General features: G+C 53.4%; 15 protein-coding genes. 2 read left to right on the forward strand and 13 right to left on the reverse strand.

Annotation, left to right across the window (positions count from 1 at the left end; translation table 11 throughout):
- Positions 1 to 4: 4 nt before the first annotated feature.
- The 4 genes from ACQG0S_RS06755 to ACQG0S_RS06770 form a co-directional block, all read right to left on the reverse strand.
- The gene (locus tag ACQG0S_RS06755; protein WP_022647513.1) at positions 5 to 994 is read right to left on the reverse strand and encodes a fimbrial protein; all 990 of its coding nucleotides are present in this window, start codon (positions 992 to 994) and stop codon (positions 5 to 7) included.
- Between the two features lie 22 nt (positions 995 to 1,016).
- Positions 1,017 to 3,560, reverse strand: a complete 2,544-nt coding sequence (locus ACQG0S_RS06760; protein WP_157858533.1) for a fimbria/pilus outer membrane usher protein — start codon at positions 3,558 to 3,560, stop codon at positions 1,017 to 1,019.
- A gap of 22 nt (positions 3,561 to 3,582) precedes the next feature.
- Entirely contained in the window at positions 3,583 to 4,257 is a 675-nt protein-coding gene (locus ACQG0S_RS06765) for a fimbrial biogenesis chaperone (protein WP_022647515.1), read from the reverse strand.
- Between the two features lie 69 nt (positions 4,258 to 4,326).
- Positions 4,327 to 4,863, reverse strand: coding sequence for a fimbrial protein (locus ACQG0S_RS06770; RefSeq protein WP_022647516.1), 537 nt, complete (start codon positions 4,861 to 4,863; stop codon positions 4,327 to 4,329).
- A 256-nt stretch (positions 4,864 to 5,119) separates the two neighbouring features.
- Between ACQG0S_RS06770 and ybiB the strand changes: the two genes are divergently transcribed.
- On the forward strand, positions 5,120 to 6,082 hold the full coding sequence (ybiB, locus tag ACQG0S_RS06775; protein ID WP_023305740.1) for a DNA-binding protein YbiB: 963 nt from the start codon (positions 5,120 to 5,122) through the stop codon (positions 6,080 to 6,082).
- Positions 6,083 to 6,198: 116 nt separating this feature from the next.
- Here ybiB and ybiJ read toward each other — a convergent pair whose 3' ends face one another.
- The 3 genes from ybiJ to mcbA all read right to left on the reverse strand — a co-directional run bounded on the left by ybiJ (position 6,199) and on the right by mcbA (position 7,393).
- Positions 6,199 to 6,459 carry a DUF1471 family protein YbiJ gene (gene ybiJ, locus ACQG0S_RS06780; RefSeq protein ID WP_003858474.1) on the reverse strand — a complete coding sequence of 87 codons (261 nt, stop codon included), beginning with the start codon at positions 6,457 to 6,459 and terminating at the stop codon, positions 6,199 to 6,201.
- A 285-nt stretch (positions 6,460 to 6,744) separates the two neighbouring features.
- Positions 6,745 to 7,011 carry a DksA/TraR family C4-type zinc finger protein gene (locus ACQG0S_RS06785; protein WP_022647518.1) on the reverse strand — a complete coding sequence of 89 codons (267 nt, stop codon included), beginning with the start codon at positions 7,009 to 7,011 and terminating at the stop codon, positions 6,745 to 6,747.
- Between the two features lie 118 nt (positions 7,012 to 7,129).
- Positions 7,130 to 7,393, reverse strand: a complete 264-nt coding sequence (mcbA, locus tag ACQG0S_RS06790; protein ID WP_022647519.1) for a DUF1471 family periplasmic protein McbA — start codon at positions 7,391 to 7,393, stop codon at positions 7,130 to 7,132.
- 242 nt (positions 7,394 to 7,635) lie between these two features.
- On the opposite strand from mcbA, the gene rlmF reads away from it, so the two are divergent.
- Positions 7,636 to 8,547, forward strand: a complete 912-nt coding sequence (gene rlmF, locus ACQG0S_RS06795; RefSeq protein WP_023305741.1) for a 23S rRNA (adenine(1618)-N(6))-methyltransferase RlmF — start codon at positions 7,636 to 7,638, stop codon at positions 8,545 to 8,547.
- Between the two features lie 43 nt (positions 8,548 to 8,590).
- Here rlmF and ybiO read toward each other — a convergent pair whose 3' ends face one another.
- From ybiO to rhtA, 6 genes are all read right to left on the reverse strand, one after another.
- On the reverse strand, positions 8,591 to 10,813 hold the full coding sequence (gene ybiO, locus ACQG0S_RS06800) for a mechanosensitive channel protein (protein ID WP_426750795.1): 2,223 nt from the start codon (positions 10,811 to 10,813) through the stop codon (positions 8,591 to 8,593).
- A 120-nt stretch (positions 10,814 to 10,933) separates the two neighbouring features.
- Positions 10,934 to 11,656, reverse strand: coding sequence for a glutamine ABC transporter ATP-binding protein GlnQ (gene glnQ, locus ACQG0S_RS06805; protein ID WP_022647522.1), 723 nt, complete (start codon positions 11,654 to 11,656; stop codon positions 10,934 to 10,936).
- Positions 11,653 to 12,312 carry a glutamine ABC transporter permease GlnP gene (gene glnP / locus ACQG0S_RS06810; RefSeq protein WP_010428919.1) on the reverse strand — a complete coding sequence of 220 codons (660 nt, stop codon included), beginning with the start codon at positions 12,310 to 12,312 and terminating at the stop codon, positions 11,653 to 11,655. The genes glnQ and glnP overlap by 4 nt, the downstream gene beginning before the upstream one ends.
- A gap of 93 nt (positions 12,313 to 12,405) precedes the next feature.
- Positions 12,406 to 13,149 (reverse strand): glutamine ABC transporter substrate-binding protein GlnH, encoded by a 744-nt coding sequence (glnH, locus tag ACQG0S_RS06815; protein ID WP_003858455.1) that lies wholly within the window; start codon positions 13,147 to 13,149, stop codon positions 12,406 to 12,408.
- A 361-nt stretch (positions 13,150 to 13,510) separates the two neighbouring features.
- Positions 13,511 to 14,014 (reverse strand): DNA starvation/stationary phase protection protein Dps, encoded by a 504-nt coding sequence (gene dps / locus ACQG0S_RS06820; RefSeq protein WP_000100801.1) that lies wholly within the window; start codon positions 14,012 to 14,014, stop codon positions 13,511 to 13,513.
- 298 nt (positions 14,015 to 14,312) lie between these two features.
- Positions 14,313 to 15,200, reverse strand: coding sequence for a threonine/homoserine exporter RhtA (gene rhtA / locus ACQG0S_RS06825; RefSeq protein WP_023305742.1), 888 nt, complete (start codon positions 15,198 to 15,200; stop codon positions 14,313 to 14,315).
- Positions 15,201 to 15,212: the final 12 nt, after the last annotated feature.

Consider the following 15,212-nt stretch of genomic DNA (forward strand, 5'->3'; position numbering starts at 1 on the left):
ACGTTCACTTATAAGCGAGGGTGATGGTTGCCACAGTATTGGCTGGCCCGGGGGTGACTACATTGCTGACCTGCTCGTAGCGAACCTCAAACGGGATCACCAGCGTTTCGTTGGCTACGGCCTGATTTTGGGTACTTACATAGGTACCGAAGGTGGCGAGATGGTCATCAAATAGCATTCTTACTCCGACGCCTGTAGCCATGCCGGTCTGCTGCGTGAGTTTGATCACCCCCTCAAATGCTGTGTCATATCCATTCGCGCTGGTGATTTTTAGCTCAGGCTGTACGGTTGTGTCACAGTTGACGGTGATATTAAATTTTTGAGCAGGGCTGGATAAAAAACCTACGCTGATGAAATCACTGACGGGAAAATCGCCCAAATTAACGGTGAGATTTTTCGGTAAAACGGAGCAGGTGACCTGATGAAGAATAACATTACCTGCATAGGCGATGTGGTTAGGGTTGCCGATCCCTTCATGGCCGAAAACGCCAATGCCAAATTCGGTTTGAGACTGCACCAGCGTACCGGATGTCACGGTGTCACTCGTTTTAACCAGCTCAAGCGTTATTTCAAAGCTAAAAGTCTGTGTTCCATCGGTAGAGACGTAGCCAACAGGCGTTCCACGTGAATCGCACTGCACGCCGCCAGCGCCGCTAATTCGCTGCCCGTGATCATTCATCAATGCTACGCCAATCCCCGGCACACCGGATTCGTATACCCCCCTGAGCCCTGGCATTTCCGCTCCGGTGCCGTAGTAGCAGGAGACAATCTCCAGGCCGCTGTCGGTACTCTGATCGCAATGCCCGGCAACATGAACGCTCTGCTCTGTACCCGGGATAGTTGCGCCAACTGCCAGCGTCGTCGGGACAGAAATGGATGCCACGTTGATCATTTTGGGGAGATCCGGCGTGGTGCAGGTCGCCTTCGCATGCGGCATGAATAACGCAGCGGTTCCCAGAATCAGTAAGAAAAAGCACTGTTTAATCATTTGCATAATGTTTTGCCTTTAGGGGAGATCAGTGACACTGCGCGGCAGCGTTAATGATGCTGGTTTTCGCTTTCTCATCCGTGAGCACATAGTCAGCGACGCAATGCTCGTTTGCCTCCTGTCCCCAGGAAACGCGGAGATGCCCTTGCTGTGGCAGACCCGAGAGATAGGTCTGGCCGTCATTCCCGACGATAAATTCGCTGTCCTTGTCCTCGGTGGTAACCGTTGCGCCGAACGGCAGCGGTTTACCGTTTTGCGTGAGCGTCATCAGGACGCGATTGCCCACGCGCGTCGTGAAGCTGGCGCGCACAATGGCTCCGCGGGTTGGCGTCACAATTTGTGCCGCATGGGTGACGTCGGCGTCCTCCGGCAGCGTTTCCGTATCCAGCGCAATAGTGTTGTGGCGATACGCGGTGACGAACGGTACGACGGTGTAGCCGCGGAAGTCGGTTTCAACGCCGGTCTGGTTAGTGATATGCGTGCCGTGCGTACCCGGGGCTTTCACGAGCGCAATGGTCTCACCGAGCGGCTGGCTTAGCGTGATGCCGTTTGCATGGGCAATCACGCCTCCCTGCAAGCCGACGTTCAGTGTTTGCTGATATTTATCCTGACTGACGCCACCGCTCACTTCACCGTATGTCGCTTTGTAGTCGGCGTTAACGCTGGTGGAGTTACCGCTGCCGGTGCTGCTCAGCCCCTCCTGGAGATTCCAGTTCAGGTTGTCTTCTTTCAGGGCCGTACCGTTCAGGCCGATGTTCTGCGTGGTGCCATCTTTCGTGTTGTTCAGGTTGTACGTGGCCCAGGTGTTATGCATCCAGCGATCCAGCGGAACCGAAACGCTCAGCGAGAACTGGTTGTCGTTCGTCACCGCATTACCGTCCAGATCGCTGTCGTGAGTGTTTTTATTCATGCTGTAGCTAAGGCTGTAGCTAACGCCGTGCCAGCTGTTGTTGTAGCTGACGCTCATGGAGGTCATGTCCTGATTCTGGCTCCAGTAGGTTTCCTTCACCATGCTCAGCGTGACCGATCCCCAGCCTTCTGGTAGCGTCTGGTCGATGGTGGCTTCGGTACGGGCGCGGCGCTGCTGTGGCGCAGACCAGTTGTCGGCGCGGGTATACGACTCCATGGTGTCGTCCAGGGTGTAAAACCCCTTGCTGTTGTAGCGATAGCCCGCAAGCGAAAAGTTGGTGCCTGAACCGGCGAAATCTTTGCTGTAGCGTACGCGCCACGATTTGCCTGTGCTGGACTGCTGTTTTTTCAGCAGGGCTCTGGCGCGAGTCACGTCAATGGAGAACGCCCCTAAATCGCCCATGTTTTTCCCGGCACCTATCGCCTGCGACTGATAATGTCTGCTCTGCTGCACGCCGCCGTAGGCCGTGAAGCCGTGGGGTAAACCATAGATGGCGCTCCCCTGAGCAAACGGGGTCTTTTCAACATCTTTGTCATAAGAACGATAACGCCCGGCAGTTACGCTGTAGCGCAGGTTTTTTTCACGCTGCAATACCGGAACGGAGGCAAACGGCACCACGAAATGGCTTTCGCTGCCGTCAGTTTCTTTCACCGTGACCTGGAGGTCGCCGCTGCTGCCGGTGGGGTAGAGATCGTTAATTTCGAAGGCCCCCGGCGCGACCGTGTTCTGATAAATCACGTACCCGTTCTGGCGCACCATCACCAGCGCGTTGCTGTGGGCGGTGCCACGAATAATAGGCGCATAGCCTTTTTCGCTGTCGGGAAGCATGTCGTTATCGGATTTCAGCTCCACGCCGGTGTAAGGGACACTGTCAAAAACATCAGCAGGTGATGAGCTCTGGCCAACGGTGATATCGCTTTTCATCGCCACAATATCGCGTTGCGCATAGGTATAAACGGAGGTGAATTTCTGTTCCTCCTCATTGCCTGTGGTGCTGCGATTCCAGGTGGAATAGTTGCGAAGGCGCCATGCGCCAACGTTTAAACCCGGACGCAGGTTCACGTACTGGCTACTGCTATCCTCTTCACCCTGCTGGCGCGCATGGCTCTGGCTGGCGTTGACGCTGTAATTAAGCAGGCCCGCGTTGATCCCTTCGTCAAACTCTTTCGGGTCGATGTAACCGCGTGGCACCTGTCCGAGCGCCTTTTGCGGAATGCTTAGCAGCAGCTGCTGGTTGCGAACGTGAAAGATTGCAGATGAAGCAGGGATGACACCTAGATCGGCACACTGGCCTTTGGCCATTAGCTGAGGAAACTTTTGGGTCTTGATACCGAGGCTTTTTAATTCACCCATGCTAAAGCAAGGTTGTAACGTGTCGTTGCCCTGCGAATCTTTCTCAAGCGTAAAGGTCACGTTGCGGGTATCAATTTTATTATTATTGATAAACACCGCGACCTCATATTTCCCCGGTGCCTGGCCGGGACCTTTTTCATAGACAGACAGATCGGTTTTACCCTGCTGGGGATTATCAATATCCAGCAAGGCGGGGTTAAAATAATCATCAGCCATAACCTGCTGCGCAAAGATCGCTATTGCCAGGCCACAGAGAATGACCAGCAATGAAGACATTCGGCAGGTGAACGGCTTTTTGTGGCTGTACATGATTATTTTATTACCGGAACAATTAATGAACGGATTTCGACCAGGAATGGCTGATGCTGCCGTAATCATTAATAATGGAATACGTCACGTTTGAGCCCCCGACATTACCCGGTATGGCAAAATGTGTTTCTGATTTCGGAACAGCCCAGGTCGCTTTTGTGACTTTCTGACCGTTAAGCGTGACGGTCTGGAAATTCATATAGAAAGGCGTAGGGTTATTCACCACCAGGTCGTTACCTTCGCGATGCCATTCAAGCTTATCCGCCACATCTTCTGGTCGGCCTTTTACCGCGGACGGGCGATACAGCAATTTAATGCGGGTATTAATGGCAATTTGCAGCGTATTTACTCCCTCAACGTGTTTTGAGGAAGGGATCGCTTTGATATTCAACCAGTACAGAGATTCCCTGTCTTCCGGTAAATTTCCGCCCGTGCGTACCACGCGCAGAACGTTATCTTCTTTTGCATCCAGACGGAAAAGCGGCGGGGTGATCAGGAATGGGGCTTTGGCCGGGTTTTTACCGCCAGAATCGACCCAGGACTGTACCAGATAATCCGTCGTATCTGGGTTTGACAGGCCAAGAGATGATTCCTTTTTATCTCCCTGATAGACCAGCCGGGTACCATTAATCACGACACCCGCATGTGCAGAGGCTGCTATCAGTAAAAGAGTGCTCAGTAAATAACCGTGGCGCATAAAGATTTCTCAATAAATAGAAGAGATATTAATGCCCGCAAAAGCATTAATATCTCAGGATTGATAAGATCAGTTATAAATAACGGTGAAAGTCGATACAGAGTTGGCAGGGCCTGCGGTAATGGCGGCCTGAGTTTGAATATAACGCGCACCGAATTCCAGGTCGTTAACTGCCGTGCCGGAGGCTAAAGGATATTGCTGCGAAGGCGTATACAGAGTGACAGGCTGCCCGGAAGCATCCATCAACTGAATGGCTACACCGGTTGCCGCATCGGTATCTGGCGTTAATGCCAGCGCGGCATTATTATCCGCATCCGGCGTACCGCCGAAGTTAATCGCAGCCGAGGTCACTGTTTCCGGACAATTGGTTAACTTAATATCAAACTTCGTTGATGTGCTGGTAGAGCCTGCGCCGGTAAATACCGTTTTAGACACCTTACCCAACTGAACGTTTAATGGATTACTTAATCCATTCACTACCTGGCAAGCAGAATCGATAATTTCACCGGTGAAATTAATCTGACCTTCACCGTTAGTTGCCGCAAATGCGGATGCAGAACATCCCACCGTTGCGGCGATAAAAAAACCTAATGCAACCTTGTTCATAGTTAATCCTGATGTGATTCTGGTAAAAGCGTTGCCTGGACGTTTTTACCGTTGACCCTTAATGATTTTTCGATGTTTATTTAATCAAAAAAAGGGTCGCTGCGGATCTTTTGTCCCAATCACAAATAATGTAAATAGTACTTGAGTTTAATTTTTTTATATGAAAACAGCAGGTTGATAATGATCACAAAACACTATCGGGTCTGTGTTCATCGGGCTATATTGTTAACAAGATAATGCAGTCAGGAGAAATGTCGTGGATTACCGCAAAATTATCAAAGAGGTAGGGCGTGGGAAAAACCACGCTCGCGATCTGGACCAGGAAACAGCCCGCGCGTTGTACACGCATATGCTGAATGGCGACGTGCCGGAACTGGAAATGGGCGGCATTTTGATTGCGCTGCGTATTAAAGGGGAAGGTGAGGCGGAGATGCGCGGCTTTTATGAGGCCATGCAGTCGCAGACCATGCGCTTAACCCCGCCCGTCACGAAGCCGATGCCAGTTGTGATCCCGACCTACAACGGCGCGCGTAAGCAGGCAAACCTCACGCCGCTGCTGGCTATTCTGTTGCAGAAACTCGGTTTCCCGGTAGTAGTGCATGGCGTGAGCGAAGATCCGACGCGCGTGCTGACAGAAACCATCCTGGCGTTGTTAGGTATTGAACCGACCCTCCATGCCGGTCAGGCACAGGCAAAGCTGGAGGGGAATCAGCCGGTCTATATCCCCGTTAGCGCGCTCTGCCCACCGCTGGAAAAGCAGCTGGACATGCGCTGGCGCATGGGCGTACGTAACAGCGCTCACACCCTGGCGAAGCTGGCGACGCCGTTTGCCGAAGACGCCGCGCTGCGTCTTTCCAGCGTCTCCCATCCGGAATACGTGACGCGAGTCGGGCAATTCTTTGCCGAAATCGGTGGACGCGCGCTGCTGATGCACGGGACAGAAGGCGAGGTTTACGCCAACCCGCAGCGTTGTCCACAGCTGATGCTGATTGAGCCCGCCGGGACGCGGGTCGTTGTCGAACGTGGGGAAGAGAACAGAGATGCGATCCTGCCTGAGTCGAAAGATCCGCAGGTCACCGCGCGCTGGATTGTGCAGTGTCTGGCCGGGAAGGTGCCGGTTCCGCAGTCAATCAAGCTGCAAATGGCCTGCTGCCTGCTGGCTGCAGGGGAAGTCGAGTCCGTGGAAGCCGGGTTGCAGCGCGTGGCGCAGTCATTTTAAGCAAAAAAAAGCCCGTCCAGTGGCGGACGGGCAAACAAGGGTAACAACAACAGGGTCAATGAGGGTTGGAGCATCTCACCAGAGGGTATGGCGAGGGTGGAGCATAATTTGTTCGATTACTTGTAGATAACCGCAGTACCGCTCAGTTTGTTATTACCGTTAGTGGAAGTGATGGTGTATCCACTTGCGCCCGCGGCGGCAGCTTTTTCAGCCAGTTTTGCTTCCAGACCGTCCAGCGTGGTCGCGCCTTCAGCACTCACCACACCGATTTTGTTCAGATCCTGTGCCTGAGTAGAGGAGACTGGCTCTACAGCGAAAGCGCCGAAAGACAGAGCGGACAGGGCAACAGCGGCAACAGCATATTTGATGGTTTTCATAGGTCAATTCTCGCAGGTTATTCTGTTAAGGGGACGATGTTCCGTCGATGTGATAAGTATCACGCTTTTTAGCGGAAGATAAAATCGAAGAGAATTGACGTGGTTGGTCAAAAAAATTGAATGACAAATAACTTATTGATTATTAATAAAATCAGAAGCGCAATTGACACTTCTTGCGGATACGCTTTACAGACACAATCAGAAGGGCACGTTTTGCTACGCGCTTCGCTGAAAGTCGTGAGCGTAAAGTAAACTGTTGGTGCGGTTAACTACGGTAAAGGAAAGTCAACGTAACTGGCTGTCTTTCGATCCTCTACGATTATATCCTGAATGTGAAGCATTTTTTGAATCTTTCTCCTGCTGACAGGTGATGCAAAGCCGTACTCCGGGAATGGCTTTACGTCGTGCCTCAGGAATGGGATCCCCGCACTCTTCGCATTCCGTCAAACTTTCGCCGCGCGGAATTTCACCGCGAGCACGCGCAACCGCATCTTCAATGGTACTGTTGATCTGTTCGTTAACGGCGTCGTCATTCGCCCAGCCGGAAGCCATGATGTTCTCCTGAAAGGATCAAGTCATGCATTTTAATATGGGGTGAAAAAACGCACAGTCAAGGCGCAGGCAGAGAGAACTGCATCTGCCGGACAGATGCAGTTTGGAAGGCGGTAAGTTATTTATAGATAGTCGCGGTACCGTACATATGGTTATCGCCACCGGCGGCGTTCACCACGAAGCCTTTAGCGCCTTCCTGACGAGCTTTTTCGGCCAGCTTGTCCTGAAGGTCATCAAGGTTGCTTGCCCGGCTGACAGAGACCGTCCCGGCCGCGCGTAGCTGGCTGGTGTCGGTACTGTCGGTCAGAGGTTGAACGGACAAGGCAGAGAATGATGCGCCTGCCAGCGCACCCGCAATAATAAAGGTCAGATACTTTTTCATAATCACATCCTCAGGGGAAACAACAGGTGATTCCTGTTAAGTTTAGAAGCCTGATGCGTGTGATTTAGCGCAAAAATTTGATGATGATCTGCTTATTTTTTGAACGATAAATTCTGACAATTTGTTGACAGATCATAGACATACAGGTCGCTGATTTTTGTCGTTTTTTTGTGCGACTCAGACAGATATTTACCCCCGCGCCGTCACAGGGTATCTTACGCGGCTGTTTAAAGGAGAATGCCATGACTTCCCACAAGCCGGGATTGCACCCGCGTAACCGCCACCGTAGCCGCTACGATATGAAAGCCCTGTGTCTGAGCTGCCCTGAATTGCAGGGTTTTATCGTTCAGACACCAGCCGGTGAACCGTCGGTAAACTTTGCCGATCCGCTGGCGGTTAAAACGCTGAACAAAGCGCTGCTGGCCCATTTTTATGGTGTGACGCACTGGGACATCCCTGATGGCTTTCTCTGCCCGCCGGTCCCGGGCCGTGCGGATTACGTCCATCATCTTGCCGATCTGCTGGCGGATGACCACGATGGCGTAGTGCCGAAACAGGCTACCGTCCTTGATATCGGTACGGGCGCGAACCTGATCTACCCCCTGATAGGCGCACATGAGTACCAGTGGCGATTTACCGGCAGCGAGATCGGTGATGAGGCCTTCGCCAGCGCGCAGGCCATTATCAACGCTAACCCGGGGTTAAGCCGGGCCGTACGTCTACGTCGTCAGAAGGATGCCGCTGCTATTTTCAACGGCATAATTCATAAGAACGAACAATATGATGCCACCCTGTGCAACCCGCCATTCCACGACTCCGCCGCGTCCGCGCGTGCGGGAAGTGAACGCAAGCGGCGTAACCTGGGCCAGGCCGAAGATGGCGCGCTGAATTTTGGCGGCCAGCAGCAGGAGCTGTGGTGCGAGGGCGGGGAAGTGGCCTTTATTCTGCGCATGATTGCCGAGAGTAAAGGCTTCGGTCGTCAGGTGAAATGGTTTACCACGCTGGTCTCTCGTGGCGATAACCTGCCGCCGCTTTACCGCGCGCTGACCGAAGCCGGCGCGGTGAAGGTGGTCAAAAAAGAGATGGCGCAGGGTCAGAAGCAGAGCCGCTTTATTGCCTGGTCCTTTATGGACGATAACAAACGTCGCAAATAATCGTTTCTCGGGCCGGGAAAGGCGAAGCCGCCACCCGGCTCGGTTACAGCGTCGGCTCCTGCGGAGGGAGCGGCGAAGCGGGCGGCGACAATACCTGATACGTCTGCACCGGCGCTCTCACGTTCGCCAGATCGAAGTGTTTTTTCACCATGCTGTCGAGAGCAAAGCGCACCGTCCACTGCTTAAGCGGCTGGGTGGTGAACGACACGCGCAAGGTAAAGGCAGTGTTTGTCAGCCCGACGATGCCCGCAAACGACGGCTCACCAATTACCAGCCCGCGAATATCCTCCATCTCCATCAGTTCGCTCACCGCATCCCGCAGCGCCTGTTTCGCCTTATCTGCATCTTCGTGACGATCGACATCATAATTCGCCACCACCGAACCAATGCCGCGCACAAAGTTGGCAAAGGTGGTGATCGATGACCACGGAATAATGTGGTACGCCCCGGTATCCTGACGTACGCCGACGGAGCGAATGGACATCCTCTCCACCGTGCCGGTGAGCGGTCCAATGGTCACAAGATCCCCGGTGTTCATCCCGTTCTCAAACTGGATAAAAATGCCGGTGATAATATCCTTCACCAGCGTCTGCGAACCAAAGGAGATCGCCAGTCCCAGGGCACCGGCACCCGCCAGCAGTGGGGCGATATTTACGCCGATTTCCGACAACACAATCATGATGGTAATGGTGCTAATGATCACCGCCAGCGCGTTGCGGAACAGCGTCAGCAGTGTGCGGGCGCGGGCGCTTGGCAAGGGCCTGCCGTGGACATCCGACACCAGACGGTTTTCGATAAGGCTTGCCAGCAGCGTCCAGCCGACGGCGGAGAAGAACAGGATCAGCGCGATACGAATAAGAATATCGACGGTCTTTTCTCCCGCACCGTTATGCAGCCAGTTCCAGAAATCAAACAGTCCCCACGCATTCAGCAGCAGCATAATTGCCACGCAGACCGTCAAAATACGCGCCACCTTCAGCGACACCGATGTCCAGCCATTTACCCGTTTTTGCAGCTCGGGGTAATTACGCTGAACCTGCGGCGACAGGGTGATCGTCTTCGACAGCCAGCGGGAGAGCAGGCCAGAAACAAAGGCCGCGATGCCGATAATCGCCAGGCTTTTGAACGTCGCCCCCATCATAAATTTCAGGCTGTTGCCCGGATCGAACAGCGAGAAGAAACACAGCACAATAAAATAGGCGCTGGCCAGCCAGTGCCACACCAGCGCAAAGGCGCGAATAAAGAGGCTGAAAAAGGAGAGGGAGCGATCGGCCAGGTGAAGCAGACTGTCGGTGATCGCTTTTTTATTGTGGAAGATGAGGTACAGCGCCCAGACGGTAATACAGAGCATGATCAGCACGTTCGCCAGGGCCCCGAACTGCACGTTAACCTGGTTGGAAATAATCGGGACGGCAACCAGCAGGCCATAGCCGATTAACCCACTCAGCACGCTGAGCCGAACCGCCCAGTATTTGGCGCTCCGATCCGAAATGGCGAACGGGCGAAGTTCCGGCACGCGCGGACAGAATATTAACCGCAGGAGCGCCTTAAAGAACTCGATCAGGGCAAAGGCGTTCAGGAACAGCCCCTGCTGAAAGGCGATGGTTTTGTTCCCGGTATTAAGACGGTCGGCCAGCATCTGGCCGACAAACAGCGTCAGCGCCAGCAGCAGCAAATCGATGATAAAGGCCCCGGTAATCATTGCCGGAAGATGCAGCCAGCTGCTTTTATGCTGATTCTTTTTACGTCCCCAGTGGCCCATCTTCCGGTAAAGCGGCCAGACAGACAGGCGCAACAGCCAGTAAAAAATGAATACCGCGGCGGCCAGAATAGAAAACTGGGTCGCGGCTGCAGAAAAGGTGTGGGGATTAAAAGGCTTATGCGAGGTGCCAACAAGGTTGCGATAGAGCTGGGCAAAACGCGACGACAGGGCTTCCCCGTAGCGGCGACTGATATCGGTGACGTTTTCCAGTACCGTCTTTTCGTCTTCGACTTCCGGCGGCGCGATAGTCGGAACCGGATCCTGAGGCGGTGTGGCGGCCACTTTCCTCAGCTGATCGATAAGCTCCTGCCGGGACGTGTCGTTCTCAAGCACGTCGGCAAGTGCGCTGTAAGCGGCTTTTTTCTTTTCATCGTCGGGTTCTGGCGGCGCATTTTGCTGGGTGGCGGTGGCGGTGGCGGTGGCTCCGGTGGTGACGCCGGGAATGGTTACAGCAAGTGATGGCGCGCTAAACAGGGTAAACAGTAGCAACAGGATCCACGGCACGGCGTCCTCCGACAAAAATATCGTGCAAAATGATAAGTATAGAGCGCGCGGAGCGGAGGGGAGTTTTTGGGAACAATCCGGCATAAAAAAGCCGGGCATGCCCGGCTCTGTGTATGGCTATCAGGAGACGTGTTGCAGGAACTCCTGGAGGCGCTGGCTAGGTGGGTTCGCAATCAGCGCCTGCGGATTACCGTCTTCCGCGATGCGGCCCTTATCAATGAAGATCAGACGGGACGCCACTTTTTCGGCAAAGCCGATTTCGTGGGTAACGATCACCATCGTCATGCCTTCTTCTGCCAGATCCTGCATCACTTTCAGCACCTCGTGACGCAGCTCCGGGTCGAGTGCGGACGTTGGCTCATCAAACAGCATCATCTTTGGCTTCACCGCCAGCGCACGGGCAATGGCCACGCGCTGCTGCTGGCCACCGGACAGCTCGGAAGGATAGTGGTGGGCACGCTCCGCCAGACCCACTTTCGCCAGCAGATCTTTTGCCAGCGTTTCTGCCGCCGCTTTGCTGGCCCCACGCACGCGCAAAGGACCGAACATCACGTTTTCCAGCGCCGTCAGGTGCGGGAACAGGTAGAACTGCTGGAACACCATGCCCGCTTCCTGGCGGATCAGGCGCTCGTCCACTTTCGGATCGTTCACCTTCAGACCATCGACGATCAAATCGCCGCTGGTGATCTCCTCGAGCTTGTTAATACAGCGCAGCAGGGTGGATTTTCCGGAACCCGACGGCCCGATGATCACCACAACTTCACCCTGCCTGATGTTCAAATCGATATTGTGCAGCACCTGGGTTGGACCAAAGTGCTTGGAAACATTTTTAAATTCAATCACAGGATTTTCATCCTTCTTTCAAGACGACGCAGAACAAAGCTCAGGACAAGCGTGATAATCAGGTAGACAACGGCGACCGCACTCCAGATTTCCAGGGCGCGGAAGTTACCCGCGATGATCTCCTGGCCCTGACGGGTCAGCTCGGCCACGCCGATAACAATAAACAGCGAGGTGTCTTTAATGCTGATGATCCACTGGTTGCCCAGCGGCGGCAGCATGCGGCGCAGCGCCAGCGGCAGGATCACGTGACGGATCGTTTCGCGACGGGAAAGACCTAACGCCAGGCCAGCTTCGCTGAAGCCTTTATGAATCGACAGCACCGCACCGCGGGTGATTTCCGCAATGTAGGCGCCGGAGTTGATCATAATGGTGACGACAGCTGCGCTGAACGGGTCAATGCGCAGATCGTTGAAGGCCATCGGCAGGGCGAAGTAGATAAACATGACCTGCACCACAATGGGGGTGCCGCGGATCACTTCGATGAAAACCAGTGCGATGTGGTTTGCAATCCAGCCGCCGTAGGTGCGGGCGAAACCGGCCACCAGACCGATAATTAACCCGCCAACCAGACCGAGGACCGAAATCCACAAGGTCATTTTAGCGCCTTCAAGCAAGAGAGGAATGGCAGGCCAGATGGCGCTCCAGTCAAACTGCATGATGTATTCCTGTATACCGTGGTGAAAAACGAAAAACGTAGGCCCGGTAAGCGGTAGCGCCACCGGGCGTTACAAACCTGAAGTCAGGTGAAATTATTTAGGCTCGGTACCGAACCATTTTTTGTAGATTTCGTTATAGGTGCCGTTCTCTTTCAGGGTTTTCAGCGCGCCGTTAACTTTATTACGCAGGTCGTCGCTGCCTTTCGGGAACGCAATACCGTACTGCTGAGCTTCCAGGGAATCACCTACCGCTTTGAACTTGCCGTTACCGGCGGTTTTGATGAAGTAAAGGATGTTAGGCGTGTCGTGCAGCACCGCGTCTGCGCGGTTGGTGCCCAGTTCCATGTAAGCGTTGTCGATGTTCGGGAACTGACGCAGGTCTTTGGTTTTGATATTGGCTTTCGCGTAATCAACGGAACCGGTGCCGCTCTTCACGGCGACCACTTTACCGTCGAGATCTTTCACGCTTTTCACGTCGTTGTTATCCGCTTTCACCATCACCAGCAGGCCGCTTTTGTAGTAGCCATCAGAGAAATCGATAGCTTTTTTACGCTCTTCGGTAATGGTGATGCCCGCCAGCGCCAGGTCAACGTTTTTGGTTTGCAGTGCCGGGATAATGCCACTGAAATCCATTGGCTTCAGGGTGTAATCCAGTTTGAGTTCTTTTGCGACAGCGGCCCACAGATCAACGTCAAAACCAACGTATTTATCACCCTGTTTGAATTCAAACGGTACGAACGCCGTGTCAGTCGCCACAACCAGTTTGTCGGCAGCCTGCGAGGACACCGCAAACGCCAGGGTAAGTGCAGCCAGTGAAACTTTTAATACAGACTTCATAGCATTTCCTTTTATATCCACGGGGCGATCCCCTGCGAGAACCTCAGGCACAATGAAAAAATCGTGCCAGTTTTACAAGCTGTTGTTTTGCAAAGGGGATAATGTCACGCATTGCACAAAAAGCGTGGCAATTCTGTCAGGTTGCACCAGAATGGAGCACCGTTTTGGTGCGCTTCGTTAAGGTCTTCTGACAGGGGGATATTTAGCGCAGAATCTGACGAAAAAACAATCTTCCGTTAACGGTTGTGTGAGGTGATTATTACATTTTATTCACTTTTGCGGCCGTTGCGGACAAAAGTGTGCACCATAAATGTGCAAAACCCCCGCCAGGGGCGAGGGTTATTCAGACAATCCGCAGGGATTATTCGATGTTTGACTCAATGAACCACAGGAACTGATCCAGGTCGCGTGACGCGGCAGTGAAGATATCAGCGGTGTCTTCATCTTTTGCTTCGCCAATCGCTTTACGAACATCATTCGCGACAATCGCATAACGGTCCGCCAGCTCTTTCAAGTGATCCTGAACGGTATGGATATCCAGCGGATAGCTTTTCAGTGGCGTTTTGCTGTTGATCACCTGCGTGGTACCCAGAGCCACACCGCCCAGCTGTACGGCGCGTTCGGCCATGGTATCCAGATGAGTCACCAGTGCTGTGCGGAAGCCATCCAGCATTTCATGAACGGCAATAAAGTTTGCACCGCGCATATTCCAGTGGGCCTGTTTGGTGATCAGCGAAAGATCGATGAACTGGACCACCTGGCGATTCAGCAGCTCAATGGTCGCTTTTTTATCGCTATCCGATACATCGTTACGGGTATAAAGCAGATTAGACGCTTTCGTTTTCACCAGTTTAGCGGTACTCATAATCTCATATCCTCTTGATGTTTGTGTCCCAGGTAATTACGGGATTAAGTATAGCACCGGATTTTTTCTCTGCGGTTTGGCGCTGCCTATCGGTTTAATAGCGAAAGGATGGTTGAAGTTTTAACTTAATGATTTTAAAGTTATTTATATAAATTGATGCAGATCAATCTTAATTCGTTAAGTGACAAGGCGGGTAGGTGAAATATTTTGGCAATATAAGAGAGTTTGTAAGAAATTATTTGAAGGGCTGACGAGACCTATATTCTGCATGGCCGGTAAGCCATGCAGAATTTAAGGGCTAGTTGAGGTCAATCTTATGTACTTTTGGTTCCGGGCGCATGGTCAATGTAGAGCCCATTGACGCCGCGATAATGGAACAGAGCGCCAGCGTCTGCACCAGTGTCAGGGTTTCGCCGAGGAACATCATTCCAGAGATGGCAGCCAGCGCGGGCTCCATGCTCATGAGCGTACCAAAAATACGCGTAGGCAGACGCGTCAGGGCGATCATCTCCAGAGAGTAGGGCAGCGCCGTGGAAAGAATGGCGACCGCCAGCCCAACCGGCAGGATTGACCACTGCCATATTGAGTCCGTTGCTTGTGCCATGCCGATCGGGACAAAGATAACCGCGGCAATCAGCGAGCCTAAGGCGACCGTCGCGGGGCCGTGCTCTTCGCCCGCACGCTGACCAGTGAGAATATACACCGCCCAGCACGCCCCTGCGCCCAGCGCCAGAGCGGCCCCTGTCAAATCGATTTGTGAAACGCTTTGGCCGAGCGGCAGCAGGAACCATAGCCCCAGCACGGCCAGTATGACCCAGATAAAGTCTACCGGGCGACGAGAAGAAAAGAGGGCCACCGCCAGCGGGCCGGTAAATTCAAGCGCGACCGCGATCCCCAGCGGGATAGTCTGAATAGAGAGGTAGAACATGTAGTTCATCCCTCCCAGCGCCAGCCCATAAAAAAGCAGAGGCAGTCGCTGCTCCTTTTTAAACCGTAGCCGCCAGGGTTTAAAGACAACCACGAGGATCAGGGTGCCTAATGCGATACGCAGCGCCGTGACGCCGGGCGCACCAATCAGCGGAAACAGCGATTTTGCCAGCGACGCGCCGCTTTGTATGGACATCATCGCGATAAGTATGACTGCCACCGGCATCCAGACCGACGATTTACGAGGTAAACCTGGCATCCTTTCTCCTGT

The organism is Enterobacter cloacae complex sp. 418I7 (genome assembly GCF_050030705.1).
Taxonomy (GTDB): domain Bacteria; phylum Pseudomonadota; class Gammaproteobacteria; order Enterobacterales; family Enterobacteriaceae; genus Enterobacter; species Enterobacter intestinihominis.

What these genes read in the sequence shown, in the direction of transcription:
- dps (WP_000100801.1), bottom strand. Translation starts at nt 14,014, where the DNA reads ATGAGTACCGCTAAACTGGTGAAAACGAAAGCGTCTAATCTGCTTTAT.
- ACQG0S_RS06765 (WP_022647515.1), bottom strand. Translation starts at nt 4,257, where the DNA reads ATGCGCCACGGTTATTTACTGAGCACTCTTTTACTGATAGCAGCCTCT.
- ACQG0S_RS06785 (WP_022647518.1), bottom strand. Translation starts at nt 7,011, where the DNA reads ATGGCTTCCGGCTGGGCGAATGACGACGCCGTTAACGAACAGATCAAC.
- glnP (WP_010428919.1), bottom strand. Translation starts at nt 12,312, where the DNA reads ATGCAGTTTGACTGGAGCGCCATCTGGCCTGCCATTCCTCTCTTGCTT.
- ACQG0S_RS06760 (WP_157858533.1), bottom strand. Translation starts at nt 3,560, where the DNA reads ATGTACAGCCACAAAAAGCCGTTCACCTGCCGAATGTCTTCATTGCTG.
- mcbA (WP_022647519.1), bottom strand. Translation starts at nt 7,393, where the DNA reads ATGAAAAAGTATCTGACCTTTATTATTGCGGGTGCGCTGGCAGGCGCA.
- rlmF (WP_023305741.1), top strand. Translation starts at nt 7,636, where the DNA reads ATGACTTCCCACAAGCCGGGATTGCACCCGCGTAACCGCCACCGTAGC.
- rhtA (WP_023305742.1), bottom strand. Translation starts at nt 15,200, where the DNA reads ATGCCAGGTTTACCTCGTAAATCGTCGGTCTGGATGCCGGTGGCAGTC.
- ACQG0S_RS06770 (WP_022647516.1), bottom strand. Translation starts at nt 4,863, where the DNA reads ATGAACAAGGTTGCATTAGGTTTTTTTATCGCCGCAACGGTGGGATGT.
- ybiJ (WP_003858474.1), bottom strand. Translation starts at nt 6,459, where the DNA reads ATGAAAACCATCAAATATGCTGTTGCCGCTGTTGCCCTGTCCGCTCTG.
- glnH (WP_003858455.1), bottom strand. Translation starts at nt 13,149, where the DNA reads ATGAAGTCTGTATTAAAAGTTTCACTGGCTGCACTTACCCTGGCGTTT.
- ACQG0S_RS06755 (WP_022647513.1), bottom strand. Translation starts at nt 994, where the DNA reads ATGCAAATGATTAAACAGTGCTTTTTCTTACTGATTCTGGGAACCGCT.